The 26,623-nt window shown below is 63.6% G+C and carries 24 protein-coding genes; 2 read left to right on the top strand and 22 right to left on the bottom strand.

Features of this window, described 5'->3' with window-relative positions; genetic code table 11:
• Positions 1-544: 544 nt before the first annotated feature.
• Together lysS and prfB are read right to left on the bottom strand one after the other, a co-directional pair.
• On the bottom strand, positions 545-2,047 hold the full coding sequence (gene lysS, locus CQ007_RS16195; protein ID WP_105646877.1) for a lysine--tRNA ligase: 1,503 nt from the start codon (positions 2,045-2,047) through the stop codon (positions 545-547).
• Positions 2,048-2,100: 53 nt separating this feature from the next.
• Positions 2,101-3,196 (bottom strand): peptide chain release factor 2 gene (gene prfB / locus CQ007_RS16200; protein WP_105646955.1). Its coding sequence is split into 2 segments (ribosomal slippage): positions 2,101-3,123 and positions 3,125-3,196, totalling 1,095 coding nucleotides; the frame shifts between segments, so codons are not numbered across the junction.
• A 152-nt stretch (positions 3,197-3,348) separates the two neighbouring features.
• Between prfB and CQ007_RS16205 the strand changes: the two genes are divergently transcribed.
• On the top strand, positions 3,349-5,754 hold the full coding sequence (locus CQ007_RS16205; protein WP_105646878.1) for a xylulose 5-phosphate 3-epimerase: 2,406 nt from the start codon (positions 3,349-3,351) through the stop codon (positions 5,752-5,754).
• 8 nt (positions 5,755-5,762) lie between these two features.
• Here CQ007_RS16205 and recJ read toward each other — a convergent pair whose 3' ends face one another.
• The 10 genes from recJ to coxB form a co-directional block, all read right to left on the bottom strand.
• The gene (gene recJ / locus CQ007_RS16210) at positions 5,763-7,481 is read right to left on the bottom strand and encodes a single-stranded-DNA-specific exonuclease RecJ (RefSeq protein ID WP_105646879.1); all 1,719 of its coding nucleotides are present in this window, start codon (positions 7,479-7,481) and stop codon (positions 5,763-5,765) included.
• Positions 7,482-7,487: 6 nt separating this feature from the next.
• Positions 7,488-8,027, bottom strand: a complete 540-nt coding sequence (locus tag CQ007_RS16215; protein WP_105646880.1) for a YaeQ family protein — start codon at positions 8,025-8,027, stop codon at positions 7,488-7,490.
• Positions 8,028-8,227: 200 nt separating this feature from the next.
• Entirely contained in the window at positions 8,228-8,716 is a 489-nt protein-coding gene (locus CQ007_RS16220) for an MgtC/SapB family protein (protein WP_105646881.1), read from the bottom strand.
• Positions 8,676-10,913: a glucans biosynthesis glucosyltransferase MdoH gene (gene mdoH, locus CQ007_RS16225; protein WP_105646882.1), complete on the bottom strand. Its 2,238-nt coding sequence runs from the start codon at positions 10,911-10,913 to the stop codon at positions 8,676-8,678. The genes CQ007_RS16220 and mdoH overlap by 41 nt, the downstream gene beginning before the upstream one ends.
• Entirely contained in the window at positions 10,913-11,179 is a 267-nt protein-coding gene (locus tag CQ007_RS16230) for a hypothetical protein (RefSeq protein ID WP_105646883.1), read from the bottom strand. Before CQ007_RS16230 ends, mdoH begins: the two co-directional genes overlap by 1 nt.
• A gap of 12 nt (positions 11,180-11,191) precedes the next feature.
• On the bottom strand, positions 11,192-12,736 hold the full coding sequence (locus CQ007_RS16235) for a glucan biosynthesis protein G (RefSeq protein ID WP_218278901.1): 1,545 nt from the start codon (positions 12,734-12,736) through the stop codon (positions 11,192-11,194).
• An 87-nt stretch (positions 12,737-12,823) separates the two neighbouring features.
• Entirely contained in the window at positions 12,824-13,408 is a 585-nt protein-coding gene (locus CQ007_RS16240; protein ID WP_105646884.1) for an exopolysaccharide biosynthesis protein, read from the bottom strand.
• Positions 13,409-13,463: 55 nt separating this feature from the next.
• On the bottom strand, positions 13,464-13,802 hold the full coding sequence (locus tag CQ007_RS16245; protein ID WP_105646885.1) for a hypothetical protein: 339 nt from the start codon (positions 13,800-13,802) through the stop codon (positions 13,464-13,466).
• A 9-nt stretch (positions 13,803-13,811) separates the two neighbouring features.
• Positions 13,812-16,343, bottom strand: a complete 2,532-nt coding sequence (ctaD, locus tag CQ007_RS16250) for a cytochrome c oxidase subunit I (protein WP_256582317.1) — start codon at positions 16,341-16,343, stop codon at positions 13,812-13,814.
• Positions 16,309-16,884 carry a cytochrome c oxidase subunit II gene (gene coxB, locus CQ007_RS19090; RefSeq protein ID WP_218278902.1) on the bottom strand — a complete coding sequence of 192 codons (576 nt, stop codon included), beginning with the start codon at positions 16,882-16,884 and terminating at the stop codon, positions 16,309-16,311. Before coxB ends, ctaD begins: the two co-directional genes overlap by 35 nt.
• 177 nt (positions 16,885-17,061) lie before the next feature.
• Between coxB and CQ007_RS19095 the strand changes: the two genes are divergently transcribed.
• Positions 17,062-17,541, top strand: coding sequence for a DUF2231 domain-containing protein (locus CQ007_RS19095; protein ID WP_218278903.1), 480 nt, complete (start codon positions 17,062-17,064; stop codon positions 17,539-17,541).
• A 26-nt stretch (positions 17,542-17,567) separates the two neighbouring features.
• On the opposite strand, the gene CQ007_RS16265 is transcribed toward CQ007_RS19095, so the two are convergent.
• The 10 genes from CQ007_RS16265 to ffh form a co-directional block, all read right to left on the bottom strand.
• Entirely contained in the window at positions 17,568-18,002 is a 435-nt protein-coding gene (locus tag CQ007_RS16265) for a CopD family protein (protein ID WP_105646889.1), read from the bottom strand.
• Between the two features lie 197 nt (positions 18,003-18,199).
• Positions 18,200-19,606 carry a threonine synthase gene (gene thrC, locus CQ007_RS16270; protein ID WP_105646890.1) on the bottom strand — a complete coding sequence of 469 codons (1,407 nt, stop codon included), beginning with the start codon at positions 19,604-19,606 and terminating at the stop codon, positions 18,200-18,202.
• 16 nt (positions 19,607-19,622) lie between these two features.
• Entirely contained in the window at positions 19,623-20,930 is a 1,308-nt protein-coding gene (locus CQ007_RS16275; RefSeq protein WP_105646891.1) for a homoserine dehydrogenase, read from the bottom strand.
• A gap of 72 nt (positions 20,931-21,002) precedes the next feature.
• A complete protein-coding gene (gene dsbC, locus CQ007_RS16280; RefSeq protein WP_105646892.1) occupies positions 21,003-21,722 on the bottom strand; it encodes a bifunctional protein-disulfide isomerase/oxidoreductase DsbC in 720 nt (239 codons plus the stop codon).
• A gap of 55 nt (positions 21,723-21,777) precedes the next feature.
• Complete coding sequence (gene xerD / locus CQ007_RS16285) at positions 21,778-22,695, bottom strand: site-specific tyrosine recombinase XerD (RefSeq protein ID WP_105646957.1); 918 nt, start codon at positions 22,693-22,695, stop codon at positions 21,778-21,780.
• 271 nt (positions 22,696-22,966) lie between these two features.
• A complete protein-coding gene (rplS, locus tag CQ007_RS16290) occupies positions 22,967-23,314 on the bottom strand; it encodes a 50S ribosomal protein L19 (protein ID WP_105646893.1) in 348 nt (115 codons plus the stop codon).
• Positions 23,315-23,346: 32 nt separating this feature from the next.
• A complete protein-coding gene (gene trmD, locus CQ007_RS16295; protein ID WP_105646894.1) occupies positions 23,347-24,096 on the bottom strand; it encodes a tRNA (guanosine(37)-N1)-methyltransferase TrmD in 750 nt (249 codons plus the stop codon).
• 3 nt (positions 24,097-24,099) lie between these two features.
• On the bottom strand, positions 24,100-24,642 hold the full coding sequence (gene rimM, locus CQ007_RS16300) for a ribosome maturation factor RimM (RefSeq protein ID WP_105646895.1): 543 nt from the start codon (positions 24,640-24,642) through the stop codon (positions 24,100-24,102).
• A 1-nt stretch (position 24,643) separates the two neighbouring features.
• Positions 24,644-24,892, bottom strand: coding sequence for a 30S ribosomal protein S16 (gene rpsP, locus CQ007_RS16305; RefSeq protein ID WP_105646896.1), 249 nt, complete (start codon positions 24,890-24,892; stop codon positions 24,644-24,646).
• A 174-nt stretch (positions 24,893-25,066) separates the two neighbouring features.
• Positions 25,067-26,473, bottom strand: a complete 1,407-nt coding sequence (gene ffh, locus CQ007_RS16310) for a signal recognition particle protein (RefSeq protein ID WP_105646897.1) — start codon at positions 26,471-26,473, stop codon at positions 25,067-25,069.
• Positions 26,474-26,623: the final 150 nt, after the last annotated feature.

Raw genomic sequence — 26,623 nt, forward strand, 5'->3', positions numbered from 1 at the left:
CCCGACAAACAGATTTGCCGGAAACATTGATCCACACTGAAGCTCAAGAGCCGGGTCAGGTACCGCCTGGGGCGGACCGTCGGTTGCCAGGGATGGCAACCGCGAGCTACATGGATGTACCTGTGCGTGTCCGCCCCAGGCGGTACCTGACCCGGCTCTTGAGCTTCAGTGTGGATCAATGTTTCCGGCAAATCTGTTTGTCGGGGGGTGTTTTTTGGGGTGTAGCGCGCCTGCGCTACGCCTCGTCAACTCACTCCAACCTACCCAAACCACACCATCCGGAAAGCGGATCATTGCACAAATCACACAAGCGTGGTTGGGTTCGGCCTATGTGGGACCGTCGGTTGCCAGGGACGGCAACCGCGAGCTACATGGACGTACTTGTGCGTGTCCCACATAGGCCGAACCCAACCACGCCACCCCGCAACCCAACCTGATCCGCTTTCCTTGCACCCACCAGCAGCAACCAACAACCCGTACTCCACCCCCTGGATGCTCCGCCTTCGCGGAGCATGACGAGGTGTGGCAGGCAAGACGCCAGTACTTAAACCTGCGGCCGCATGTGCGGAAACAGGATCACATCGCGGATCGACGGCGAGTTGGTCAGCAGCATCACCAGACGGTCGATGCCGATGCCTTCACCGGCAGTCGGTGGCATGCCGTATTCCAGCGCGCGCACGAAGTCCGCGTCGAAATGCATGGCCTCGTCGTCACCGGCATCCTTCTCCGCCACCTGGGCATGGAAACGCTCGGCCTGGTCTTCCGCGTCGTTCAACTCGGAGTAGGCGTTGGCAATCTCGCGACCACCGATGAACAGCTCGAAGCGATCGGTCACGCTCGGATCGTCATCGTTGCGCCGGGCCAGCGGCGAGACCTCGAAGGGGTAACGGGTGATGAAGGTCGGCTGCTCCAGCAGATGCTCGACCAATTCCTCGAAGATCATCACCTGCAGCTTGCCCAGGCCCTCATGGCCGAGCACCTTGGCACCGGCCTTGGTCGCGATTTCCCTCGCGCGCCCGATATCGTTCAGATCGTCCGCAGTGATGTCGGGATTGAACTTGAGGATCGAGTCGAACACCGACAGGCGGGCAAAGGGCTCGCCGAAGTGGAACACCTTGTCACCATAGGGCACATCGGTGCTGCCCAGCACCGCCTGGGCCAGTTCGCGCAGCAGTTCCTCGGTCAGGTCCATGTTGTCTTCGTAGTCGGCATAGGCCTGGTAGAACTCGAGCATGGTGAACTCGGGGTTGTGCCGGGTCGAGACGCCTTCGTTGCGGAAGTTGCGGTTGATCTCGAATACCTTCTCGAAACCGCCCACCACCAGACGCTTGAGATACAACTCCGGGGCGATGCGCAGGAACATGGGCAGGTCCAGCGCATTGTGATGGGTCTCGAACGGCTTGGCCGCGGCGCCACCGGGAATGGTCTGCAGCATGGGGGTTTCCACTTCCAGGAAACCGCGATCGGACAGGAACCGGCGGATATGCGAAATGATCTGCGAGCGCACCAGGAAGGTATGCCGGGTCTCCTCGTTGACCATCAGGTCGACATAGCGCTGACGATAACGCTGTTCGGTGTCGGTCAGGCCATGGTGCTTGTCCGGCAGCGGGCGCAGCGACTTGGTCAGCAACTGGACCGCTGTCATGTGCACGTACAGATCGCCCTTGCCGGAGCGCGCCAGGGTACCCTCGGCAGCGATGATGTCACCCAGGTCCCAGCTCTTGATGGCTTCCAGCGTCTCGGCCGGCAGGCCCTTGCGGTCGACGTAGACCTGGATCCGGCCACTCATGTCCTGGATCACCATGAACGCGCCGCGGTTGAGCATGATGCGCCCCGCCACCTTGACTGCAATGCCGGCCTCGGCCAGTTCTTCCTTGCTGCTGTCGGCATACTGTTTCTGCAGATCGCCGGCCAGACTGTCGCGGCGGAAATCGTTGGGGAAAGCCTGGCCCTTGGCCCGCTCCGCGGCAAGCTTTTCCTTGCGCAGCACGATCAGGCTGTTCTCTTCCTCTTGCAGTGCATGCTCATTCAGCGGTTGTTCGCTCATTTCGGTGTCCTGGGTAAATCGATTCGGTAGTCTTGCGCCGGGTTGGCAGTGGGTCACAGGCCCTGTTTCAGGCTGGCCTCGAGAAACTCGTTGATATCGCCATCGAGCACGCCATCGCAGTCGCTTTCCTCGATGCCGGTGCGCAGATCCTTGATCCGTGACTGGTCGAGCACGTAGGAGCGGATCTGGTGGCCCCAGCCGATGTCCGACTTGCTGTCTTCCTGGGCCTGGGAGGCGGCTGTGCGCTTCTGCATTTCCTGCTCGTACAACTTGGCCCGCAACATCTTCATCGCGGTGTCCTTGTTGGCGTGCTGGGAACGCTCGTTCTGGCAGCTGACCACGGTATTGGTCGGGACGTGGGTGATCCGCACCGCCGAGTCAGTGGTGTTCACGTGCTGACCACCAGCACCGGAGGAGCGGTAGGTGTCGATGCGCAGGTCGGCCGGGTTGATCTCGATCTCGATGTTGTCGTCGATTTCCGGTGATACGAACACGGCGGTGAACGAGGTATGGCGACGGTTACCCGAGTCGAACGGGCTCTTGCGCACCAGACGGTGCACGCCGATCTCGGTGCGCAGCCAGCCGTAGGCATATTCGCCCTTGATGTGTACGGTGGCCCCCTTGATGCCCGCCACCTCGCCCGCGGTCAGCTCCATGATGGTCGCTTCGAAACCGTTGTGGTCGGCCCAGCGCAGGTACATGCGCAGCAGCATGTTGGCCCAGTCCTGGGCTTCAGTGCCGCCGGAACCGGCCTGGATATCCAGGTAGGCGTTGTTCTCGTCCATCTCGCCGCTGAACATGCGGCGGAACTCCAGTGCTTCGAGGCGCGTCTGCAACCGTTGCAGCTCGCTGACCACATCGGCCACAGCACCCTCGTCGTCCTCCTCCACGGCCATTTCCAGCAGCTCGGAGGCATCGGCCAGCCCGTTGTCCATATCGTCCAGGGTGCCGACGATTTCCGCCAGGGAGGCACGTTCGCGGCCCAGGTTCTGCGCCCGCTCGGGCTCGTTCCAGACGCTCGGGTCTTCCAGCTCGCGCTCTACTTCGGTCAATCGATCACGTTTGTGATCGTAGTCAAAGATACCCCCTGATGGTCTCGGAGCGACCACGCAGATCTTTGATGGTATTCAGAATCGGATTGATTTCCATGGTGACAAATCCCGGCAGGAAAAAGGAGCCATTGTAGCGGAAATCGCCGGCCCGGTGCAGTGACCGCAACGCCGATTGACCCACGTCAGCTGTCGATCCGACCATCGGGACTACACTGGAGAAACTTCCGGACAATTTCAGCGGGGTTCATTGTGAGTCAATTATTTCCTCCCCAGATCACCCTGGACGAACATGCCGAGCAATGCCCGGCCTTCGCCCGTTGGCGCGCCGGACATGGCGTATTGCAGCATACGCCAGCCACCCAGGCCGCAGTCTATCGCCTGGCCCACCAACTGCAGCAGAGCCAACGACAGCCCAGTGTGGAAAGCACCTATGAGATGCTGACCGCACTGGACCGGCTGACCAGTGCCGGGCTCTGGCTGGTGGTGCACATGACCTATGCCAAGCGCTGTCAGCCCGACGGTACCCCCTTGCGTGCCGAGGACTTCAAGTCGCGTCCCGAGGGCCATACCGGCGGCGCGCTCAACATGGTCCCTGCCTACGCCGCCTATCTGGCGCTGAACAGCCTCACCGGCAGCACCCGCAGCTGGCTGATGGGCCAGGGCCATTGCGTGGCAGCAATCGATGCCATCAATGTACTTACCGGCAACCTGCATCCGGAACAGGCGCAGCGTTATACTGGCCAGGGCGGGCTGGATCAGTTGCTGCAGGATTTCTACGGGTACGCCCAGTTGCCCAACGGCCGCCCGGCAGCGCCACTGGGCAGTCACGTCAACCCCTGGACCGCTGGCGGTATCATCGAGGGCGGCTACCTGGGCTTTGCCGAACTGCAGTATGCGCATATGCCACTGCCTGGTGAGACCCTGGTGGCCTTCCTGTCCGACGGCGCCGCCGAGGAGCAGCGCGGCAGTGACTGGATCCCACGCTGGTGGCGCGCCGAAGACTGCGGTAGCGCGCTGCCGATGATGATCGCCAACGGCCGGCGCATCGAACAGCGTACCGAACTGGGCACCCAGCACGGCCTGGATGGTTTCGTCGAACACCTGAGCCGCTGCGGCTTCGACCCGATCCGCTTGGATGGCCGCGATCCGGCGGCCTTCGTCTGCACCCTGTACGAGATGGAACAGCGCCTGGCCCGCCGGGTGGATGAACAGCAACGCGGCCTGCTGCAGTACCCGCTGCCGGTGCCCTATGCCATCGCCGAGACCACCAAGGGCTTCGGTTTCTACGGTGCCGACGAGAATGCCGCGCACAATCTGCCGCTGCCGGACAACCCCCGGCACGATGACCGGTCCCGGGCACTGTTCAACGAGCATGCCGCCCGGTTATGGGTGGCGCCCGAGGAGCTGCACCAGGCCTGTGCCACGCTGAACAATCATGCCGGACAGCGTCCCATCGAGCGCGACCACCCCCTGGCACTGCGCCATCCGCACGAGCCGGCATGGCCGCAGATCGACTGGCACAGCGGCAGCGTCTCGCCGATGCAGGCGGTGGATCGCTTCTTCGTCGAACTGGTCGCCGGCAACCCGCAATTGCGACCACGGGTCGGCAACCCGGATGAGCTGGCCAGCAACCGCCTGACCGGCGTGCTCAAGGCGCTCAAGCACCGCGTCTCGGAACCGGAGAGCGAGCTCGAAGCGATCGATGGCCAGATCATCACCGCACTCAACGAGGAAGCCGTGGTCTCGGCCTGCCTGGCCAACAAGGCCGGCCTCAACCTGGTCGCCAGCTACGAGGCGTTCTGCGTGAAGATGCTCGGTGCGGTACGTCAGGAGATCATCTTCGCCCGACACCAGAAGGAGGTCGGCCGCCCCGCCGGCTGGTTGGGCTTCCCGGTGATCGCCACTTCGCACACCTGGGAGAATGGCAAGAACGAACAGTCGCACCAGGACACCACCTTCTGCGAGGCACTGCTTGGTGAGATGCACGATGTGATGCGGGTGATCTTCCCCGCCGACTACAACAGCACCCTAGCGGTGCTGCCCTCGGTCTACCGCGAGCGTGGCCGGATCAGTTGCATGGTCATCCCCAAGCGCGATCAGCCGAGCCGGTGCACGCCGCAACAGGCCCGGCAACTGGCGGACCAGGGCGCGGTGCAGCTGGATGAGCACCAGGGCAACGGCCAGCCACTACTGCTGATTGCCAACGGCGCCTATCAACTGGGCGAGCTGCAACGTGCCGCCGAGCGGCTGCGTGAACGCGGACAGAGCTGGCGGCTGGTGTACCTGCAGGAGCCGGGGCGCTTCCGGGTACCACGTGATGAACACGAAGCGGCAGCCTGCGCCAGCCCCGAGGAAATCCAGGCACTGTTCCCCAGCGCCCTGAAGCATCGGGTGATGCTCACCCATATGCGCTCGGAGGTAGCCCACGGGCATCTGGCCAACCTGTTCCCTGAGCTGAACAGCAGCCGCGTGCTCGGCTACCGCAACCGCGGCGGCACCCTGGATGAAGCCGGCATGCTGTTCGCCAACCGCTGCACCTGGGCCCATGCCCTGGCGGCCGCCGCCGAAGCCTGCGCGGTGGACCCACTGCAATGGTTGCATGAAGATGAACTGAGTGCGGTGCGCGGTCAGTACAACCCGACCATCCTGCGTTGAGGCTTGGCTCAGCAGGCCTGCAGATGCCTGACCAGCAACTGCAGGCTCTGCCGGCCGCGGTATTCGTTGACATCCAGACTGTAGACCAGCCGCGCCCGGCGGATCGTCGGGTCAGGCCAGATCTGCGGGTCGATATTGAAGGCGATGGCGTCCAGCACTTCACTGCTGCCCTGCGGTTGCAGCACCATCTTGAGATGACGCTCACCCACCAGCCGCTGCTGAATCAGGGTGAACTCACCATGGAAACCCGGCTCGGGAAAATGCTGGCCCCAAGGGCCGGCCTCGCGCAGGGCAGCGGCCAGTTGCAGGTTGAACTCCTCCACCGCCAGCTCGCCATCGCAGACCAGTCGCCCGGTCAGATCCTCGGCACACAGCTGCCGGCGCACCTCGCGGTCGAAGGCCTGGCGGAAATCCTCGAAATGCGCTGTCGGCAGTGATAGCCCGGCGGCCATGGCGTGCCCGCCGAACTTGCTGATCAGCCCCGGGTTGCCCGCCGCCACCGCATCCAGCGCATCGCGGATATGCAGGCCGCTGACCGAGCGTGCCGAACCCTTGATCTGTCCGTCTCCGGCATCGGCAAAGGCGATCACCGGGCGGTGGTAGCGGTCCTTCAACCGCGAGGCGAGAATACCGATCACCCCCTGGTGCCATTCGGCATCGAACAGGCACAGCCCAAACGGCAGGTCCGCTTCCTGCAGATCGGTACCCTCGAGCATGGCCAGGGCCTGCTGCTGCATATCCCGTTCGATGCCCTTGCGATCACGGTTGAGGCTGTCCAGCTCGTTGGCTATGTCCCGCGCCAGCTGCTCGTCCTCGGTCAGCAGGCATTCGATGCCCAGGCTCATGTCATCCAGCCGCCCGGCGGCGTTCAGCCGCGGCCCGATAATGAACCCCAGATCGCTGGAGGCCAGGCGCTCGGCGGGCCGGCGTGCCACTTCCAGCAGAGCACGGATACCCGGACGGCAGCGCCCGGCGCGAATCCGCGCCAACCCCTGGTGCACCAGGATGCGGTTGTTGGCATCCAGCGGCACCACATCAGCCACGGTGCCCAGCGCCACCAGATCCAGCAGCTCGCCGAGGTTCGGCTGCGGTCGTTGCGGGTTGAACCAGTTGCTGTCGCGCAGCGCCACCCGCAAAGCCATCAGTACATAGAAGATCACCCCGACCCCGGCAATCGACTTGCTTGGAAAATCGCAACCGGGCTGGCTGGGGTTGACGATGGCGTCGGCGGCCGGCAACCGCTCTCCCGGCAGGTGATGGTCGGTCACCACCACCTTGAGCCCCGCCGCGCGGGCCGCTGCCACACCGTCGATACTGGAAATGCCGTTATCCACGGTGACCAGCACATCGGGGCGCTTGGCCAGTGCCACCTCGACGATCTCCGGGGTCAGGCCATAACCGTATTCGAAGCGGTTGGGTACCAGGTAGTCGACCTGCGCTGCGCCCAGCGCGCGCAGACCCAGCACCGCGACCGTACTGGCGGTGGCGCCATCGCAATCGAAGTCGCCGACCACCAGGATCGACTGGCGCTGCTCCAAGGCTTCGCGCAACACCGCTACCGCCTGCTCCATGCCCTTGAACAGCTGCCACGGCAGTAGTGCCTTCAGGCTGCGATCCAGCTCCGCTGCCGAGCGCACCCCGCGCGCGGCGTATAGCCGGGTCAGCAGCGGTGGCAGATCACCCAGATCGGGCAGTTCATCGGGCAGGACGCGGGAATCGATACGCATGGCTGCTCAGCGCTCCCCCAGCAGCCAGTCGAGAACAAACTCGTGCTGGGTCTCGGCGTCGCTGACATAGAGCACACCATCACTGATCATCACGCTCCAGTCGAAGTTGCGCGGCAAGTCGCTGGCCAGCGCATCCAGTGGCTCCTGGGGCAGCACGGCGATGCTCAGGTTCTTCAACTGCGCCACTGCCGGCACCACCTTGCCGGCCCACACACGGTTGTTGCCATACACCAGCAACGAGCAGCGTTCGGCGCGCCGCGATCCGGTGGTCAGCCGGTCGGCATCCGGCTGGCCGACGTCGATCCAGTGCTCGATACGATCATCCAGACTCTTCTGCCACAGCGCCGGTTCATCCACCTCCGACAGGCCACGCCCGAAGGCCAGGCGCTCCTGATACCACAGCGCGTAGGCGAGAATGCGCGCGGCCAGGCGCTGGCCGGTTTCCGAGGGGTGCCGCGCCACGGTCAGGCGCAGGTTTTCATACACCCCGCGATCGGTATCGGTGAGGTTGAGCTGGACTTTGCAGGGGATCGACTGGAGCGCCATGGGGCCGGATATTCCTGATTCAGACGGGCCGGCAGTGTACCGCAAAACAGCCGCCCTCGCCCGGCCTCGGCAAACTGACACCCCCCCCTCCCGTCATTGCGAGCCCGAAGGGCGCGGCAACCCACCGGGCGCCGGCAACTCCGCGCCAGTGGATTGCTTCACCGCGTTGCGGCTCGCAATGACGGGAGAGAGGGGTCGCATCACCCGTCATCGCGCTCCCTGGGCTCGATGATGTGCGGCAGCACTTGGAGGATGAACAGCATCAACAGGGTCGCCAATACCGCCGTGGCTTCCAGGCCCAGGCCAACGCAGACGCCAACCGCGGCGGTCATCCACACTCCGGCGGCGGTGGTCAGCCCCTTGACCTCGTTCATCCTGCCGCCCTTGATGATGGTGCCGACGCCGAGAAAGCCGATCCCGGCGACTATACCCTGCACTACCCGGCTCAGGGCGTCGTCCCCGGCACCGACCAGCACGAAGCCGATCACGAACAGTGCCGAGCCGGTGCATACCAGCATGTGCGTGCGTATCCCCGCCGCCTTGCCGTGGGTTTCCCGCTCATAGCCGAGCAGCCCGCCGAGCAGCGCCGCCAGCAGCAGGCGCAGGCTGACGCGGGTCGCCTGTTCCACATCGGTGAGATCGGAGAACTCACTGACCAGGGTGGTCAGAATAATCTGGGAGACATCCATCGGCCGGTATCCGTTTTATCTGCTGGATTGATGATTCGTCGTACAGCATCGCCGGCATGGGCAGGCAAGCCTGACCAGTGTCCGGGGCCCGCTCCGGCCGGCGCACGATCTGCTGCTGCAGCAGCCGGCCCCATACCGATTGCGGTGCCGCCCGCCAGACCTGCCTGTGCAGTTGCGTCATGGCCTCGGCATCCTGCGCCAGCAACGCCAGCTCACGCTGCTCCAGACCGTCCGGCCCCTGCTGCAGACAGCGCTGACAAAGCGCATCCAGCCGCTGACGGCGCAATCCGCTGCGCCCCGAGCGGCCCAATGCAGTCTGCAGCGCATTATGCTGCGGATCGATCACCGACTCGCAGAAGCCGGGCTGCGGGCTACCCTTCAGCGGGTTGCCTACCAGATCATCCAGCAGCCTGGCGCCGAACACTTCCTCGGCGGTCATCAGCCAGCCATGGCGTTTCAGACTCAGGCCCAACTGCACACGGCTGAGCACCACGGAGATCGGTGCGGCGAAGATCAGCGGCAAGGCCACCGGCAGGGACCAGTAGAAGAACATCGGCTTCAGCCACAGTGCGAACAGCGCCCACCCCAACCCCAGGATCAACCCCGGTGCCTGGTAGATCAGCGCCTTGAGCCAGCCGGTTTCACTGGTGCGGTTCTGCCCGGCCCAGCGCAGGTTCACGTTCAGCAGCGACTCGGCGACATAGCGCGAATGGGACAGCATGCGGATCGGCGCCAGCAACGCCGAAATGAGGATCTCCAGCAGCACGCTGCCAAGCAGCCGCAGAAAGCCACCGAAGGCGCGTAGCCGGCGAGTCAGGGCGGCATCGGCCAAGCCGAGGAACTTGGGCACGAACAGCAGGAACAGGGTACAGGCCACCAGGCTCACCGCCCGGTAGGGTTGCCACTGCGGCCACAACGGGTGCAACTGATGCGGATCGGGAAAGTAGTTGATCGGCCACAGCATCAGCCGGGTAGTGGCAATGGTGGTCAGCACCAGGAAGGCCAGCCACAACGGCGACGCCAGGTAGGACATGATGCCGTTGAGCAGGGCCAGGCGATGGGCGAATCTGAGCTTGTGGCTGCCCAACAGTAGCCACAGGTGCTGCATGTTGCCCTTGACCCAACGCTTGTCCCGGGTCAGCTCGTCCACCAGCGACGGGGGCGACTCCTCCCAGCTCTCGCGCAGGCCCGGCTCCAGCCACACCTCATGCCCGGCGCGCCCCAGGTAGGCCGCCTCGACAAAGTCGTGGCTCATGATCGGTCCGCGAAACAGCCCCCAGCCCGGCAGCTTGCGCAGGCCGCAGTGGGCCATGAATGGCCGGATACGCAGGATCGCATTGTGCCCCCAGAACGCCGCCTCGCCCATCTGCACCGCCGCCAGGCCGGTGCTGAACAGCGGGCCGTAGAGCTGGCTGGAAAACTGCTGCACGCGGGCGAACAGCGAGCGACCATTGAGCAGCTCGGGACTGCTCTGCACGATGCCCACCGCCGGGTGCCGTTGCATCAGCTGCACCATACGCACCAGGGTGTCGCCGGCCATCAGGCTGTCGGCGTCGAGTACCACCATGTATTGGTAGCCGCGCCCCCAACGACGCAGAAAGTCGGCGACATTGCCGCTCTTGTAGTTCAGGTTGACCTGACGGCGGCGGTAGAACAGCCGGCCTGCCGCCCCCAGCTGATGCACCAGGCGCGCCCAGGCGGCCTGCTCCTGCAACCATATGTCCGGGTCTCGACTGTCGGAGAGGATGAAAAAGTCGAAATGCTCGATCTGTCCGGTGCGTTCCAGGCTGCGGTACACCGCGCTCAACCCGCCCAGGCTGCGCTCGACCGGCTCATGGTAGATCGGCATCAGGATGGCGGTCCGGGCCAGGGGTGTCGCCGCCAGGGTCTGCGCATCCTGCTGGCGCAGCAGGGAATACCGGTCGCCGCCCAGACGACGCAGGATGAATCCGGCCACAGCGATCCAGAAACCGAAGGAAATCCAGGCGAACAGGATGGCGAACAGCACCAGCATGCCGATCTCCACCCCGTTGCCGCCCTGATAGGGCAGCACCGAGAGCATGAACCAGCTGGCCATCAGCGTCTGTCCGCCGACCAGCAGCAACAACAGACTGCGGCGCAGCAGGGCCACCGTCCGCCAGCGGCGACGGGAAGCGGCCAGGTCGACCGTTTCGGCAGTTTCGGTGCGGGTCAGCATCAGTATTCTCCGTAGCCGATGCTGCCGCGTTGCAGCGGAGGTACCAGCGGCGGACAGACCGTATCCGAGGTACCTTGGCGCTGCAGCAGGCCACGCTGCTGCAGGGCTTGCAGGCAGGCACCGAACAGATCCCCCTGCTGTGCTGCGATGCTGTCGGCCAGCGCCTGCAATACCGCCTGTTGCAGTTCCGGCGTCAATTCCCAGCCGGCCCAGCGCAGCCAGGCGAGGACGCGACGCAAGGCATGTTCAGCGGTCGTGGCGCGCATGCGGATCGCTCATCATCGCAGGACCTTCAGCACATCGCTGCCCGGCACCAGTTGGTAGGTCCAGGTTTCACTCAGGGTCTGCTCACCTTCGTGCAGAAAGGCGCGGATCGACAGCGGCCGATTGGCTGCCGGGCGTACCAGCATCGACAGCCGCCAGCGCTTGAGCTCGGCAACGTATTCCACGAACTGTTCCAGCAACTCACCTTCCTCCAGCGCAGTCACCTGCCCGGTCACCGGCGCATCGGCGTCCTTCTCGGCCAGCGGGCCACCGGCAAAATCGACGATCACCCGGACCGCACCCTTGGCGTTGCCACCGCCGATGCGGGTACCGTCGCCGAGAAAGCTGTCCACCGCCTGGGCCATGGGATTGCGCGCCAGTTCGGCGTCGCCGAAGCGTACGCTATAGGAATAGCTGTAGGACTCCCCGTCCTGCAGTTCGCTGTCTGGGGTCCAGAACGCCACTATGTTGTCGTTGGTCTCATCCGGGGTCGGCAACTGGGTCAGCACCACGTGGCCCTCGCCCCAGTCTCCCTCGGGTTCGACCCAGGCGCTGGGCCGCGTGCCGTAGTGGGCCTCGGGATCCATGTAGCTGGTGAATCCGGTATCGCGCTGCAGCAGGCCGAAGCCCTTCACCTGCTGGGTGGCGAAATAATCCATGCTCAGCGCCGCCGGGTTGTTCAGCGGCCGCCACAACCATTCACCGCTGCCGCCGTCATGCACCAGCAAGCCATCGGAATCATGCACCTCCGGGCGCCATTCCCCATCCGGGCGCAGGGTGTTCTCGCCGTAGTAGAACATGCTGGTCAACGGCGCGATGCCGGTCAGATCGATGGCCTGGCGAGGGAAGAGTACCGATTTGACCTGCAGCGCGGTCTCATCGCCGGGGGTGACTTCGAACTGGTAGGCCCCGGTCAGGCTCTTGCCATCCAGCAAGCCGTAGAAAGTGAAGCTCTTGGCATCGGCCTTGGGCTTCTCCAGCCAGAACTCGATGAACGCGGGAAACTCCTCGCCGCTGGGCAAACCGGTGTTGACCGCCACCCCGCGCCCCGACAGACCGAAGTTGTTGTGCCGGCCCACCGCACGGTAGTAGCTGGCACCGGCAAACACCAGGAACTGGTTCTGCACGTCCGGCTCACCGAACGGGAAAGTCAGCTTGAAGCCGGCGTAGCCCAGGTCAGCGGGCAGCAGTTTTTCGATCTCGCTGTTGGGGTAGCTGAACTGGTTCTTGTCGAACACCAGTGGCTCGGCCTGATCACCCTGGACGATATGGATATCCACCGCATGCTGGTAGAACAGCCCCGGCGGGATCAGCATCAGGTTGAACGGAGCCCCCTGCTCCTGCCACAGACTGCTCTCGGGCTTGAAACGGATGCCCTGGTAATCGTGGTAGCTCAGTTCCTGGAGGAAGCGGGGAATCTGCTGCGGCGCCTGCCAGTCGTTGTCCGCCAGCTTCTCGGCCTTGTCGACCACCGTCTGGAAGTCGAACTGTGCAGCCCCAGCCGTAAACGGCATCAGGCACAACAGAGGGTACACCAGACGCTTCAGGTCCATCGTCATTCTGCAGTCTCCGTGGGCGAGGAAGGGTACTGACTGTTACGTGGTGGCACTGAGCATTTAGGTCACCAAGCGCCGCGACAGTTCCACCTAAAGCACACCGTAGGCAATCACCCCACCGATACCGAGCGTAGCAGCGTAGGCGATCAGAACCAGAACACCGTCGTGGGCGATGCGCGCCAGCCCGAAACAGGTCAGCGCCACGCCGGCACTGCTGGCAGCGAAAGGCACCGGCTCGAGCAGCGGCAGGGTTACCGCCAGCACCAGGCAGACCAGGGCAATCGGCCAACTGCCGGGGCCGTCCACCAGCAAGGCCAGCCGATGCTTGACGAACCGGTCGACAAAACGTGCCGGCCGGCGCATCCATTTGGCGGCCTTGCTCAGCTTCTGCGGTTTGATCTTGCGTCTGAGTATCCAGCCCGGCAGCCAGATATGCCGCTTGCGCACCAGCATCTGTATGGCAATCAGGAACACCGCTATGCCCATGGTGGTCGGCAGACCGGGGATCCCGCTCAGGGGTGAGACCAGGATCAGGCCGATCAGCAACAGCAACGGACCGAAGGAACGGGTGCCCACGGTTTCCACCAACTGGCCCATGGACACCGTCTGCTCCCCTTCCGCAGCCTCCTCCATGCGGTCCAGCAGCTGTTCCAGGCTGCTCAGTTCCTCTGCCATTGGACTGCCCTCCCGCATGGTGCCGACGCCCATGCCGCCGGCCCGCTGGCCTGGTTCAGATACATGGCGGCAGAAACAGCATGGGCATCGCCACCACCAGGGTCGCCAGCGCCGACAGCAGGTACAGGCAGGCGGCGGTGCGCGCGAGGAAACGCCTGAGCGGCTCGGTCTCAGCGCTCTGCCAGCACCACCAGGCGGCCCAGCCGAGCAGCGCCACCACCACCAGCGTAAGCGGCATCAGCAATGTGTTGATCCAGGTCAGCGCGCCAGCGGCCGGGTCCGGTGGCGCCAGCTTGCAGGCTACTGAAACACCCCCATAGAGCACCACGAACCAGACAGCCCAGACGATCAGCCCGAGAACCAGGTGCAGCGGATGCGTGCGTGAGAATCCCATGTCGCACTCCTACCAGGCCATCGGCAATAGAATGAAGGCGGCAAGGCCGAGCCAGAACACCCCCAGGGTGTAGCTCCAGAACGGCTGCAACACCAGCGGCTCATAGGGCAATGCGGCACTGACGTAGCCACGCCGCACGCGCACCGCCTGCATGGCGCTGAGCAGCGCCGCCAGTGCCCCGTGGAACAGCAGATAGCCGAGCATCACCGTCAGTACCGCGTCATGGGCCGAACCGGTCGGATTCAACTCCGCCGCCAGCAGCACCCATACCAGCAGGGCCGCATGCACCGCACCGAGCAGCGTCACCAGCCACAGACCGCCGGCCAACCGGCTGCTGAGGCCGCGCCGCAGTTGCCGGGTCAGCCAGTGATAGATGCCCACCGCCAGGCTCAGGCCGATGCCACTGCAGAGTAGCAGCGGCAAGTCTAGCGGCCCCTGCTCCGGCGCCTGCCACTGCGGCGCGGCGGTCCACAGGTAGAACCAGCCAAACAGCAGCGAGGCGTACAGCGAGCCATTGGCCATCAGCGTCAGCAGCATGCCCCAGCGCCCCGGGCCATCGCTGGTGCGCGAATGCAGGGGCGGATCACAGGGATCATCCGGACGCAATGGCGCCGCCTGCGGATGCCCGCCGTTGTGCCAGCTCCAGCGCAGCAGGATGAACGCGCTGACCACCACCGCAGCCAACGCCACCCAGTAGCTCTTGAGCAGCAGCCCCAGGCATACCACGGTCAGTGCCAACCCGGCCTGCAGCGGTATCCAGGAATTGCTCGGCAGATGGACACGCTCGCGCACCCGCCCGGTTACCGCATCCGAACCCCAGGTTTCCCGCCGCTCATGCTGGATGCAGGCCAGCGAGTGCTCTCCCCGCTCGATCTCGTCGGGCAATTGCGGGTTATCCCACAACGGATGCCGGCTGCGAATGGTCGGCAGACTGATGAAGTTGTAGGTGGTCACCGGCATGGCCACCGCCCATTCCAGGGTGTCTGCAGCCCAGGGGTTGCGTGGTGCGCGGCGACCGAAGCGAAAATGCATGCCGATATCCAGCAGGAACATGGCAATGCCGACAGCCATGATGAAGCCACCGAAGGTCGACAACAGGTTCAGCCAGTCCCAGCCGAGCCCCGCCTCGTAGGTGTACACCCGTCGCGGCATGCCCAGCAGCCCGGTCAGATGCATCAGCAGGAAGGTGACGTTGAAGCCGATGAACACCAGCCAGAACGCCCAGGCGCCAAGCACATTCGACGGCATCCGCCCGGATACGTGGGGCAGCCAGTAATACAACCCGGCGATCAGCGGGAACAGCATGCCACCGACCAGCACGTAATGCAGATGGGCGACCACGAAGTGGGTGTCGTGTACCTGCCAGTTGAAGGGCACCAGTGCCAGCATCACCCCGGTCAGGCCACCGGCGACGAAGATGATCAGAAAGCCGAGGATCCACAGCATCGGCAGGCTCCACACCACCCGCCCGGTCCACAGTGTGGCCAGCCAGGCGAACACCTGGATGGTGGTGGGGATCGCCACCAGCATGCTGGCCATGGAGAAGAATGCCTGGGCCAGCTGCGGGATGCCGACGGTGAACATGTGATGCACCCACAGCCCGAAGCTGATGAACCCCATGACGATGACCGCCAGCACTATCCAGCGGTAACCGACGATCGGCCGCCGGGCGAACACCGGGATCAGCGTGGAAACGATGCCCGCCGCCGGCAGGAAGATGATGTACACCTCGGGGTGACCGAACATCCAGAACAGGTGCTGCCAGAGCAGCGGATCACCCCCGCCGGCCACCTCGAAGAACACCATGCCGGCAGCACGTTCCAGCTCCAGCAGGATGCTGGCGAGAATCAGCGGTGGAAAGCCGAACACGATCATCAACGCCATCGCCAGGATATACCAGCAGAACAGCGGCATCTGCCGCAGCGACATGCCATTGGCGCGGGTGCGCAGGATGGAGACGATCAACTCGATGGCCCCGGTCATGGAGCTGATCTCGACGAAGGTGATGCCCAGCAGCCAGAAATCCGAGCCTGGTCCCGGCGAAAAGGTGCTGCTGCTCAGTGGCGTATACATGAACCAGCCCGAATTCGGAGCGATGTTCAGCAGCAGGCTCGACAGGATGATCAGCCCGCCGAACAGATAGCAGTAATAACCCATGGCCCCGAGCCGTGGGAACGCCAGGTCACGTGCGCCGATCATCTTCGGTATCAGGTACATCGCCACCCCTTCCAGGATCGGGATGGCGAACAGGAACATCATCAAGGTGCCGTGCATGGTGAACAGTTGGCTGTACAGCTCGGGGCCGACGATATTCTGCTCTGGTAACGCCAACTGGGTGCGCATGAGCATGGCCAGCACGCCACCGACCAGGAAGAAGAACAGCCCGGTAACGATGAAGCGCAGGCCCACCGAGGTATGGTTGACCGCCGCCAGGGTGCCGACTCCCGGCAGGTTGGCCCATACCCGTTCGAACTGCGCATGCAGCTGCGCCTTGTCCCCCTGCCGGTCACTCATCGCCAGTTGCTCCTTCCAGCCAGGCATCGAATTCGCTCGGCGCATGGGCCCGGACAGTGAATTTCATGTGCGCATGGCCAATACCGCAGAATTCCGCGCATTGACCGTAGTACACCCCCGGCTCGTCGGCCTGCAGCCGCAGCACATTGGTGCGCCCCGGCAGCATGTCCAGCTTGCCGCCCAGCCGCGGCACCCAGAAGGCATGGATGACATCATCGCTGGTCAGGTGCAGGTCCACCGGCATGCCGGCCGGAATATGCAGCTCGTCACGCAGACGCAGGCTGTGGCCGGGATAACTGACATCCCACCACCACTGCCGGGCGGTCACATCGATACGCAGTACCTCGGTGTCGGCCAGCGGCAGAGGCAGCATGCGGTGCCCGATGGGAATGCCGAATGCCAGCAAAAGCGTGATGCTGGCCACCGGCAGAATCAGCCCACCGCCGATGATCCAGCGGTTCTGCACCCGCCGCGCCTGCTCCTCAGAGCATTCCCGCGGTCGCCGACACAGGGCATACAGCCACAGCCCCACCACTACCATGAGGGTCACCACGGCAAAGCCGGCCATGGCCCACCATAGTGCGGCGGCACCAGCGGCGGACGGTCCGGCCGGGTCGAGTGCGGAATAGGGCCCGCTGCAGCCGCCCAGCAGCAGCGCCAGGCCGATCGTGCCGGCGGCTGCTACGCTGGATGCATACGGCTTGCGCCTGCGGCGCGCAGGCCTTCGTCCAGGAGAACACAGCGCATGATGAACGAGTCCATCTCCAGCAAGATGTCGATTGGCGGACACCCGATCCACCCCATGCTGATCCACTTTCCGGTCGCCGCGCTGATCGGCCTGATCGGTACCGATATCGCCTATGCGCTGACAGCGGATTACTTCTGGGCCCGCGCCGGTCTGTGGCTGGCCGGGGTGGGTACCCTCGGCGGCTGGGTGTCGGGCAGCGTCGGACTGCTGGACCTGATCATAGTGCCGCAGATCCGCCGGTTGATCACCGCCTGGTGTCATGCGGTGCTGGCGGTCATGCTGCTGTCGCTGGCCTCGCTCAACTGGCTGCTGCGCATTGACGCGGCGGAGACCGCCATCCTGCCCTGGGGGCTGTACCTGTCGCTGCTCAGCGGACTGGCGATTGCCGCCACCAGCTTTCTCGGTGGGCAACTGGTGTACGACCATGCGATTGGCGTGGATTTCGAGGAAGCCCCCGAACCCAGACAACCGGAATGAACAGCGGGCCTGGGCTGCCATCGGCCTCATATCGGCAGCTCCAGCGCCGGCTTGGCCAGCACCAGCCAGAGAATCAGTAACAGCAGCGCACAGAGCACGACCACCGCGGCCATGCACCAGCCACGCAGGGGCTTCTCGGTGGCGCGCTCCAGCCGCAATACCAACAGACCGATCAACACGTGACAGAGCACCAGCGCCATCACCAGCGTGAGCTTGACGATCAGCCAGCCATCGACGGTGCGGTCGATCACGAATACCAGGGTGCCGGCAATGATCGCCAGCAGTGCCGCAGGCGTGGCGATCCGGGTAAAGACGAAACGCTCGATCGAATTGTGCGGATTGCTGCGCACGATCATGCTTGAGCCGCGGCCACTGTGGCTGGCAATCAACGCCGGCAGGTACAGCAGCGCAGCCACCCAGAACACCAGCGCCATGATGTGCAGCACCAGAAACCAGAGCATTCGGAGTCAACTCCTGTCATCTCACGAGGTGATCGCCCTGGCGACAGAGCGAAGCTAAACGTGGGACAACAGGAATCTGCGGTTTGCACAACCGATCTTGCAGGCAATGGCAGCCTCAGCAACGACAACGGCGCCCGACCTGCTGGTGGGGCGCCGTTGTGCTGGCTCTGCGGTGGGGCCGGTGAGGCCCGGCAGGATTACAGCGGCTTGCCGCGATTGCCGTGGGCAGCAACGAACTGCTGGATCTCGGTCAGGCTGTTTGGCAGTACCGTACAGCGCTCCTCGCGCTCGAACAGATCGGTCAGGTGCGCCGGCAGTTGCGGCTCCTGCACCTGCGCCTTGCGCACCGCCTCGGGGAACTTGACCGGATGCGCGGTGCCCAGGGTGATCATCGGCGTGACCATGCTGCGACGGCACTCGCGGGCCGCATGCACGCCAATCGCAGTGTGCGGGTCGAGCAATTCGCCACACTCGCGATACACCTCGGCGATGGTGGCACAGGTGGCTTCGTCATCCACCGCCAGGGAATCGAACAGGCGCCGGGCCTCGGTCCAGCGCTCCGGCTCCACCGACAGCTTGCCGCTCTGGCGGAAGTTGTCCATCAGCTCCTTGACCAGCGCGCCGTTGCGGCCATGTAGGTCGAACAGCAGACGCTCGAAGTTGGACGACACCATGATGTCCATCGACGGCGACAGCGACGGGTGCAGGGTATCCTTGTCGTACTGGTTGCCGCTCATGAAGCGGTGCAGGATATCGTTGCGGTTGGTCGCTACCACCAGTTGGCTGATCGGCAGTCCCATGTTGCGGGCCAGGTAGCCGGCGAAGATATCGCCGAAGTTGCCGGTCGGTACCGAGAACGCCATGGAGCGCTGCGGGCCGCCCAGCTGCAGGGCAGCATGGAAGTAGTAGACGATCTGCGCCATGATCCGCGCCCAGTTGATCGAGTTGACCGCGACCAGCCGGTTGCCCTTGAGAAAGCCCTGGTCGGCGAAGCTGGCCTTGACCATCTCCTGGCAGTCGTCGAAGTTGCCTTCGATGGCGATGTTATGGATGTTGTCGCCAAGGATGGTGGTCATCTGCCGACGCTGCACTTCCGATACCCGGTTGTGCGGATGCAGGATGAAGATATCCACGCTCTCGCAGCGACGACAGCCCTCGATGGCCGCCGAGCCGGTATCACCGGAGGTAGCGCCGAGGATCACCGCGCGCTCGCCGCGCTTGGTCAGGAAATGATCCAGCAGGCGACCCAGCAGTTGCAGGGCAAAATCCTTGAATGCCAGGGTCGGGCCGTGGAACAGTTCCATGACCCACTCATTGGCATTCAGCTGCCGCAGCGGCGCCACCGCATTGTGGGCGAAGACGCCGTAGGTGTCCTTGAGAATGGCCTTGAACTCGGCATCGTCAATACTCTCGGTCACGAACGGGCGCATCACGTTGAAGGCCAGCTCGTGATACGGCAGGCCAGCCCAGGAAGCGATTTCCTCCTGGGTGAAGCGCGGCAGATTCTCCGGCACATACAGGCCGCCGTCGGACGCCAGGCCGGCGAGCAACACTTCTTCAAAGTTCAGGGCCGGCGCCTGGCCGCGCGTGCTTATATAGCGCATGGTTACAAACCTTCGGTTAATTCAGCTGTTCAACCCGGATCCGCATCAGCGGCCCGGCGACTTCGTCCAGTGCTTCCATCGCGGCGATGGCATCATCCATGCTCTGCTCGCGTACGCGGTGGGTCAGGATGATGATCGGCACCAGGCCATCCTGCTCCTCGACATCCTTCTGCATGATCGACTCGATATTGATGCCGCGCTCGGACAGGATGCTGGCCACGCGGGCCAGCACGCCGGGGCGATCCTGGGCATGCAGACGCAGGTAGTAGGCGGTTTCCACCTCACCCACCGGTAGGATCGACAGATCCGACAGCGCCTCGGCACGGAACGCCAGGTGCGGCACGCGGCTTTCCGGTGCACAGGCCACCGCCCGCGCCACGTCGATGATGTCGGCCACCACCGCCGATGCGGTCGGTTCAGCACCGGCACCAGCGCCGTAGTACAGCGTCGAGCCCACGGCGTCGCCATTGACCATGACCGCATTCATCACGCCGTGCACATTGGCCAGCAGCCGGTCCGCGGGAATCAGCGTCGGGTGCACCCGCAGCTCGACACCGCTCTCGGTGCGCCGGGCGATGCCCAGGTGCTTGATGCGGTAGCCGAAGGCTTCGGCGTAGTGCACATCCGCAGTGGTCAACTGGGTGATGCCTTCAGTGTAGGCCTTGTCGAACTGCAACGGGATGCCGAAGGCGATGGAAGCGAGGATGGTCAGCTTGTGCGCCGCGTCGATACCTTCCACGTCGAAGGTCGGGTCGGCTTCGGCATAGCCCAGCGCCTGGGCCTCGGCCAGCACATCGGCAAAGGGACGACCTTTGTCGCGCATCTCGGTGAGGATGAAGTTGCCGGTGCCGTTGATGATGCCCGCCACCCACTGGATGCGGTTGGCCGCCAGGCCTTCACGCAGCGCCTTGATGATCGGGATGCCACCGGCCACCGAGGCCTCGTAGGCAACCATGACACCCTTGTCACGGGCGGCCGCGAAGATCTCGTTACCATGCACGGCGATCAGCGCCTTGTTGGCGGTGACCACATGCTTGCCGTTGGCAATCGCCTGCATGACGATTTCCAGAGCCAGGCCGTAACCGCCGATCAGTTCGACGATGATATCGATATCGGGATTGTTGACCAGCGCCAGGGCGTCGTCGGATACCTGAACGTTGTCACCGAGGTGGCAGGATGGGTTCGGGTGCCGGGTGGCAATATGGGTCACCTCGATCGCCCGGCCTGCCCTACGGGCAATCTCCTCGGCGTTGCGTTGCAGAACATTGAAGGTGCCACCGCCAACGGTGCCCAAACCACATATACCCACTTTGACCGGTTTCAAACTAAGGTCCCCACATATTCTCGGTGTTGTATGAAATGCTTTGCTGCAGTCCCTCGGCTGAGAGATTGCGATTTATTTATTGGCCATGGCCTCTTCGGCCAGAGCCTGTGCCGGCTTGTAGCCGGGCACCAGGGTGCCGTTGGCGAGGAAGATCGCCGGCGTGCCCTGCACCCCCACCTGGCCGCCCAACTGATACTGCTTGGCTACCGGGTTATCGCAGCTTGCCGACGCCACCGACTTGCCCTGCTTGGCGCGGGTCATGGCGGTCTGGCGATCATCGGCACACCAGATCGAACGCATTACATCGGCGGTGGGACTCTCGACGCCGGCCCGCGGGAATGCCGCGTAACGGACCTCGATACCCAACTCGTTCAACTGCCCGATCTCCTCATGCAGCTTGCGACAGTAGCCACAATCCACATCGGTGAACACCGTGACATGGGTCTTGGGCTGTGCCGGAGCGAATACGACCAGTTCCTCGGTGGGGATGCTGTTGATCACCTCACCGATGGCCTTGGCCTCGACTTCGGCGGTCAGGTTGCGCGGCTGGCCGCCATTGACCGCGATCATCGCGCCCTGAAACAGATAGCTGCCGTCGGCGCTACCGTACAGCACCCGTCCATTATCCAGCTGGATCTGATACAAGCCGCTGACCGGCGTCTCGGAAATGGTCGAGACCGACATTGGAAAGTTCAGACTGTCCAGACTCTGGCGGATGTTCTGTTGTGCATCCGCCCAGGATTGGGCCGCCCACAGGGCAAGCAGGCCGGTTGCCAGGTGTTTCAGTCGCATAATCGGTCCCTAACAGATCCCAAAAGACTGGCAAGCTTACCATGAAACCCGCTTCTCACCCACGGGGATGATGACTGGCATGCAGCTCGCGCAAGCGGTGTCGGGCGACATGGGTATAGATCTGCGTGGTAGACAGATCGCTGTGACCAAGCAGCAGTTGCACCACGCGCAGATCGGCACCGTGGTTGAGCAGATGCGTGGCAAAGGCATGCCGCAACGTATGTGGTGACAGGGGCCGGCGGATGCCGGCCTGCGCCGCGTGCAGCTTGATCCTGTGCCAGAAGGTCTGCCGGGTCATCTCCCGCGCCTGCTGACTGGGAAACAGCACATCACTGGGCTTGCCCTTCAACAGCACCGGCCGCGCCTCGGCGCAGTAGCGCACGATCCAGGCCAACGCCTCTTCGCCCAGGGGCACCAGTCGCTCCTTGCTACCCTTGCCGGTGATGCGCAGCACGCCCTGGCGTGGATTCAACTGGTCCAGGCGCAGCCCCACCAGCTCGCTGACCCGCAGACCACAGGCATACAGCACCTCGAGCATGCAACGATCCCGCAGGCCAAGACTGTCATCGACCTCCGGTGCCGCCAACAGCGCTTCCACATCCGCTTCGCTGAGCGTCTCGGGCAATGGCCGACCGAGCCTGGGCATGGCGATATCCAGCGTTGGATCTTCACCGATCAGGCCTTCGCGCAGGGCATGCCGATAGAAACCGCGCAGGCAGGACAGCAGGCGTGCCGTGGAACGCGCCTGGTAGCCGACACTGATGCGCCAGGCCAGATGCTCCATCAACAGCGGCCGCGAGGCGGCGTACAACCCACCGCGGCCACTCAACCAGCCAGCCAGCAGGCTCAGGTCGGTACGGTAGGCCTCCAGGGTCTTGGCGGCCAGCCCACGCTCCAACCACAGGGCATCGACAAAACGGCCGATGGCCTGCTGATCGGCATCGCTGGGCGGGGGAAGTTCAGGCGCGTTCATGACCACCTCGGATAAACATGCCGGGATCATAAAGGCTTTGGCCAATAGGTTCGAGTCCAGGGAAGAACATCCCTCAGTAACCTGAGAGGGCTACAGCCCGCCTGCAGCCCGGCAGTTGCCGAGAGCTGTCGTCGAGCAGGCGCTCGACAACCCCAGGGAAGGGGCAATGCTGCTCACTTGACACCGTCATCCTTCGCGAACGACTGCATGGATGGAAGGCCACAAAAAACCGCCCGAAGGCGGTTTCTTGAGTACCAGGTAAAACGCTCGATCAGCCGAGCTTTTCCTTGATACGTGCGGCCTTGCCGGACAGGGCGCGCAGGTAGTACAGCTTGGCCTTGCGCACGTCGCCGCGACGCTTGACGGTAATGGTTTCCACCATCGGCGAATAGGTCTGGAAGGTACGCTCGACGCCGACACCGCTGGAGATCTTGCGGACGGTGAACGCGGAGTTCAGACCACGGTTACGCTTACCGATAACCACGCCTTCGAAGGCCTGCAGACGCTGACGATCGCCTTCCTTCACTTTAACCTGGACGATGACAGTGTCACCCGGCGCGAACGCAGGGATTTCACGGGTCATTTGCTCTGCTTCGAGCTGGGCAATGATGTTGGACATTTCTAAAACTCCTACAAGCCGCCGGACTTGCTTCAATGGTTATCGGTTTCCTGCTCGCGGATGTATTCCGCCAGCAGTTGCTGCTGTTCTTTGCTCAACGTCAGTTCCGCAAGCAGTTCCGGGCGTCGTTGCCAGGTTCTGCCCAAGGACTGCTTGAGACGCCAGCGCCGGATCAGTGCATGATTACCACTGAGCAGCACCTCCGGTACGCGCTGCCCCGCAAACTCTTCCGGCCGGGTGTAGTGTGGACAATCCAGCCACCCTTCCGAAAACGAATCCTCTACCGCCGAGTCCGCATGCCCAAGCACGCCGGGGATCAGACGGGTTACCGCATCCAGGAGCACCATGGCTCCCAGCTCACCACCGGACAACACATAGTCGCCAATGGAAATTTCCTCATCGACGCACATCTCGATGATGCGTTCGTCGATTCCCTCGTAGCGTCCGCACAGCAGTACCACACTGTCCAGCTCCGCCAACTCCACTGCCCGTTGCTGGGTCAGCGGTTGCCCCTGGGGAGACAGATAGATCACCCGTGGGGTGGAGGGGGCCTTCTCGCGGATGGCTTCAATCGCCTCCAGCAAGGGCTCGACCTTCATCAACATGCCTGGTCCGCCCCCGAAGGGCCGGTCATCGACCGTACGGTGCCGATCGTGGGCATGGTCACGGGGATTGCTGAACTCGACCGCCAGCTGGCCCCGCTTGACGGCGCGCCCGGTCACACCGTGCTCGGTCAACGCCGTAAACATCTCGGGAAACAGGGTCACCACACCGGCCCACACCGGTCAGAACTCCGGATCCCAGTCGACCTGCATGATTCCCGCCGCAAGGTCGATGTGCTTTACGTACAGATCCGGCAGGTACGGCAGCAGCCGTTCACGCTGATCGATACTGCCCGCACAGGGCTTTACCACCATGACATCATTGGAGCCGGTTTCCAGCAGGTGGTCGATACGACCGAACAGCTTCCCGTCAAGGGTCACTACCTGCAGACCTTCCAGCTGATACCAGTAGAATTCACCGTCTTCCAGTTCCGGCAATTCGGATCGCGGCACGCAGATTTCCCAATCCACCAGTTCCAGCGCCTGGTCCCGGTCGGCCAGCCCCTTGAGCTGCACCACCAGGATGCGTCCCTGAACGCGCCCCGCAACAACGGACACCTGACGCTGTTCATCGCCCCGGCGAATGGTCCACTCGGGGTAGTCCAGCACATTGTCCAGCGGATCGGTGTGCGAATACACCTTCACCGCCCCGCGTATGCCATGAACCGATACGATCTTGCCGAGGACCACCAGAGGTGATCCAGCCGACTCAGGCTGGCGGATCATATCAGGCGGAGGCCTGAGCTTCCTTCAGCAGAGAAGCAACACGCTCGGACGGCTGTGCGCCCTGACCCAGCCAGTAGCTTACGCGCTCCTGGTTGACGGACAGGCGGGTTTCGCCACCGGCGGCAACCGGGTTGAAGAAACCGACGCGCTCAACGAAACGGCCATCGCGGGAATTGCGGCTGTTGGCAACAGTCAGATGATAGAAGGGGCGCTTCTTGGAACCGCCACGAGCAAGACGAATAGTTACCATGTGAACATCGTTTCCTGTATTTGAGTAGCACTCATGGATTCATTACGGGCATGTAGCCCGAAAGGTCGCGTATTCTACGGAATATCGCGGACAAATGAAACTCCTTTGTGAAGCACTCCAGCAACCGGCCGGCGGCGCTTCGTCATCCAGCCCTGCCGACACCGCCGGCAGGCCTCAGAACCGGGGCATACCACCGCCCGGCGGCGGCATCATACCACCACCGCCACCCATGCCTCCCATACCGCCCATGCCCCGCATGAGCTTGGCCATGCCGCCCTTGCCGCTGACCTTCTTCATCATCTTCTGCATCTGCTTGTGCTGCTTGATCACCCGACCGATATCCTGGATCTGGGTGCCCGAGCCGGCAGCGATGCGGCGCTTGCGCGAGCCGCTGATGATGTCCGGATTGCGCCGTTCGGCGGGAGTCATCGAGTTGATGATGGCTTCCATCTGCTTGAACTGCTTTTCCGCCTGGGTCTGGGCGGTTTCCATCTGTGCCGGATTGATCTTGCCCATCATCGGCAGCTTGTCCATCAGCGAACCCAGCCCGCCCATGCCGCGCATCTGCTGCAACTGGTCGCGGAAGTCTTCCAGGTCGAAGCCCTTGCCCTTCTTGAGCTTCTTGGCGAGCTTCTCGGCCTTGTCCTTGTCCAGCTTCTGCTCGGCCTGTTCGATCAGGCTGAGCACGTCCCCCATGCCGAGGATGCGCGAGGCAACCCGGTCGGGGTGGAAAGGCTCGAGGGCATCGGTCTTCTCGCCCACACCGAGAAACTTGATCGGCTTGCCGGTGATATGCCGCACCGACAGCGCGGCACCACCACGGGCATCACCATCGACCTTGGTCAGGATCACCCCGGTCAGCGGCAGCGCCTCGTTGAACGCCTGCGCGGTATTGGCGGCGTCCTGACCCGTCATGGCATCGACCACGAACAGCGTCTCGGCGGGGTTGGCCGCCGCATGCACCGCCTTGATCTCGTCCATCATGTCGGCGTCGACATGCAGGCGACCGGCGGTATCGACGATCAGCACATCCATGAAGCGGTTCTTCGCCTCACGGATCGCCGCCTCGACAATGGCAACCGGCTTTTGGGTCAGATCCGAGGGGAAGAAGGTGACATCCACTTCCGCCGCCAGGGTTTCCAGCTGCTTGATCGCCGCCGGACGGTAAACGTCGGCGCTGACCACCATGACCTTTTTCTTCTGCCGCTCGCGCAGGGTCTTGGCCAGCTTGGCGACACTGGTGGTCTTACCGGCGCCCTGCAGACCCGCCATCAGGATCACGGCCGGCGGTGCCACCGCCAGGTTCAGGCCCTCGGCCTGGCCCATGACCGCTTCCAGCTCGGCCTTGATGATCTTGACGAATACCTGCCCCGGCGACAGGCTACGGGATACTTCCTGGCCTACCGCGCGATCGCGCACCTGGTCAACGAAGGTCTTGACCACCGGCAGGGCGACGTCCGCCTCGAGTAGCGCCATGCGCACTTCGCGCAGCGTATCCTTGATATTCTCTTCGGTCAGCTTGGCACGACCGGTGACCCCAGCGAGGGTGCCGGACAGGCGTTCGGTAAGATTTTCAAACATCGACGAATTCTCCTTTGCCCCGCGTACCCCGCTACGGGTTGAGGCGTTCTGGCCGGCAAGTATACATTGGGGTTTGTGTGGATGCAGCAAGCGCTTTATCCTCAGCACAGCTTGTGCGACACTCCCAACTAATTGATAAGCATTTGCAAG

The sequence above is a fragment of the Pseudomonas sp. MYb185 genome (genome assembly GCF_002979975.1).
Classification (GTDB): Bacteria; Pseudomonadota; Gammaproteobacteria; order Pseudomonadales; family Pseudomonadaceae; genus Halopseudomonas.